Origin of the sequence: Caballeronia sp. (genome assembly GCF_049581465.1) — a bacterium.
In the GTDB taxonomy this organism is placed as follows: domain Bacteria; phylum Pseudomonadota; class Gammaproteobacteria; order Burkholderiales; family Burkholderiaceae; genus Caballeronia.
In genome coordinates this window covers 1-3,159 of the sequence record NZ_JBAUSA010000332.1, presented here as the reverse complement: position 1 = coordinate 3,159, position 3,159 = coordinate 1, and the positions used below count along the sequence as shown (strand labels likewise).

Genomic DNA, 3,159 nt, shown 5'->3' with positions numbered 1-3,159 from the left:
CTGCTGGTACACCGCGGTCTCAAAGCCAATGAGTGTCTCGACCACAGGCATGTCGAAGAAGGGCAGCACCTGCGTCATCAGCACCCCACCGATGCCCTTCGCGCGGTCGATCCAATAGTAGGTATTGAAGACGCCGGCCCAGTCACCGGTGCCGTTGCTGCGCATGCCCGGCACGTCGGCGAGCGTGAGGTGGAAGCCCAGCCCCCAACTCTGCAACACCGGCGCTGCGGGCACGTCGTTCGACAGTTCGGGGATCGTGGACTTCAGCAGTTCGGGCAGCTTGATCTGCCCGAGGTGGTTCTGCAGCGCCATCTCCACGGTCGCCGGTTCGAGGATGCCGGCACCGTCGTTGAGCCATGCCTGCAAGAAGCGCCCGTAGTCCTGCACCGTACCGTACGACCCGTGGCCGGAAGCGTCCCATTCGGAGGTCAGCGGCAGATCGAGTGATGAAGGAGCGAGCGCGCCGTCGGCCTGGCGCTGCATTACGCGCAGCAGCCGGCCGCGCTGCTCGGCGCTGGGCGTGAATGTCGAGTCGTTCATTCCAAGCGGCCCGTACACATGCTGCTTGAGGTAGCTGCTCAAACTCTGTCCCGACAGCTTCTCGACAATGAGCCCGAGCCAGTCGGTGTTGGTGCCGTACTCCCAGGCAGTGCCGGGATCGTTGACGAGCGGCACTGAGAGACTGCGCTTGAGTCCCGTAAGAGGGTGGGGCTCACCGGTAAGCTCGTGGTAGCGCTTCAACTTTTCGTTCATGAAGAAGTAGCCCAGTCCAGCCGAGTGGGTCATCAGTTGGCGCACTGTCGCGCGGCTGCCAGGAGGACGCAAGCGTGGCTTGTCGCCGTCGAAGCCGTCCAGCACTTGCAAATTGCCGAACTCCGGCAAAATCGATTCGACGCTGGCATCAAGGCTCAGCAGCCCCTTCTCCACAAACTGCAGTGCCGCCGTAGTGGCGACTGCCTTCGTCATCGAGGCGTTGCGGAACATCGTGTGTTCGCCTGCCTCGCCGGCGGCGTGCTGGAACACAGGGCCGCTGCGGTCAACTACCATTGCCGCGATGCCGTGAACAGCGCCCTTCGATACCGCATCGTCCAGCAGCGCCTTGATGGCCGAACCGTCAAAAGTCATGGGTGTCTCCTGCGTTCGTGATTGGGAAGCCGTACGCGCAATCGCCTTTGGTACGGGTCGTGCCATTTTGCGCCAATGCCATCAGGACGGCAGCGCACGCTTCTTGCTCAGCGAAGGTGCGTATCGCGAGAGCGTTATGCAGGCGGGCGATAAGGCCGCCGCATGCGGGCATCCGCCCGGCCAACCAGCGCGGGAGGAACTATGCAAGGACGCAACGTCAGGGTACGTGCTGCAATTATTGCCGTGGGAATTTCACTGCTTACCGCATGCGGCGGTGGCAGCGGAAGCGGTTCGAGTGGCGCGCCCTCGCCGGCGGGCGGCATCGATCTGCAAGTTGTTTCGTTCGGCGACAGCCTGTCGGACGTCGGGACCTACGCGCCGATCGCCGGCGCGGTCGGCGGGGGGCGTTTCACGACTAACCCGGGGCAAGTGTGGACTCAGGATGTCGCCCAATACTACGGAAACACGCTCACCGCTGCTTTTACGATCGACCTCGCTCATGAGTTGAGTGCGCAAGGCGGCCTCGGCTACGCGCAGGGCGGCGCCACGGTGGCAACACCGGCAAACCTTTACGACTTCCTTAGCGACGTGATCGGCAATGTAGAAATGCCCGTCAATCAGCAGGTCTCAAGCTATCTGGGCTCTCACGGCAGCTTCAACTCCGGCCAACTGGTGTTGGTCTGGGCTGGCGCAAACGATGTACTTCGCGCCGGGCCGCTGCCGGCCGCCGCGCCGACAGTGCAGACGGCGGCAGCGACCCTGGCTCAAGTTGTGGGACAGATCATCCAGAACGGCGCCACTCATGTCGTATTGGTCAATGTCCCGAATGTTGGACTGACGCCCGACGGCATCGCTTCGTCCGACGGCGGGGCAAACCTGACCCAGTTATCGCAGCTGTTCAACAGTGACTTGAACGCTGCCTTGCAGGCCGATGGCCTGCAAGGCAAGGTGATCGAAATCGATTCTTATACCTGGGCGGATGGGATCATTGCGAACTTCCAGGCGAATGGCTTCGTTGTGTCAAACACCAGCACTGCCTGCGACCCTTCGAAAACGCCCGATGACTCGTCTTTATTCTGCTCGCCGAAGACGTACGTGACGTCCAATGCCGATCAGACGTACATGTTCGCCGACGACATTCACCCGACCACGCGTCTGCATTCACTGTTCGCGCAGTACGTGGAGCAGCAGATCGCGGCGACAGGCCTGGGTCATTGATCCCGGTAGCGGCCTAGACTCCCTGTCGCCGGCTCGGCGTTATTCCACTGCACTGGCAGGCAACTCGCGTTGCACTGGCGTGCAATCCTCGTCTCGCTTCCTGCGGTATCGTGGTTTCACCCACAAACCTTGCTGAACTCCGACACGGTTCGGCTGATATCAGGAGACGATGATGGAAATCAAACCAAAGGTTCGCGAAGAAGCCGTTCAAATCAACGACATTCCGTGGAAGCCTTTTCCCGACGCACTTTCGGCAGGCGGCATTCGCTGGAAAATGCTCCACGCCTCGCCCGAAATGGGCGCGTGGACCGCAATTTTCGATTGCCCCGCCGGGTCGTCCTTCAATGCGCACTTGCACGTCGGGCCGGGAGAATATCTGCTGACGAAAGGCCGCATGGACGTCCGGGGTGGCAGTGAGCACGGTGGCGACACAGTCGTAGCGCCGGCGTACGGATACGAGTCGGCAAATGCCCGACACGACAAGACTGCGTTCCCGGTCGACAGCGAGTTCTACATGACATTCCTGGGGCCGCTTGCCTTTATCAAGGAAGACGGCACGCCAATCATGGTCGTAACCTGGGACGAAGCGCAGCGCGCATACGCCTGACCAGACGTACCGCCGCGCCATGCGCCGGCAATGGCCACCATTGCCGGTTTCCGTTTCCACCCTCGCTCTTGATGGATTTCCACCATGTCAAATTCCCCTGAACAGGCAGAAGCAGTAACCAAGCAGGTCCTCGATCATCATCTCGGCGCTTTTGCTCACGGCGTCGAGGAGATTCTCAAGGATTACGACGACAGCTCCGCCCTCATCAC

General features: G+C 61.3%; 3 protein-coding genes. 2 read left to right on the top strand and 1 reads right to left on the bottom strand.

The window, feature by feature from the left end; all coding sequences use genetic code 11:
- Positions 1 to 1,125 (bottom strand): serine hydrolase domain-containing protein (locus WCA53_RS08275; protein WP_423907859.1); only part of this gene is annotated, 1,125 nt, incomplete at its 3' end.
- 201 nt (positions 1,126 to 1,326) lie between these two features.
- Here WCA53_RS08275 and WCA53_RS08270 point away from each other — a divergent pair.
- Positions 1,327 to 2,343 (top strand): SGNH/GDSL hydrolase family protein, encoded by a 1,017-nt coding sequence (locus WCA53_RS08270; RefSeq protein ID WP_423907857.1) that lies wholly within the window; start codon positions 1,327 to 1,329, stop codon positions 2,341 to 2,343.
- 172 nt (positions 2,344 to 2,515) lie between these two features.
- Entirely contained in the window at positions 2,516 to 2,950 is a 435-nt protein-coding gene (locus WCA53_RS08265) for a cupin domain-containing protein (protein WP_423907855.1), read from the top strand.
- Positions 2,951 to 3,159 lie beyond the last annotated feature (209 nt).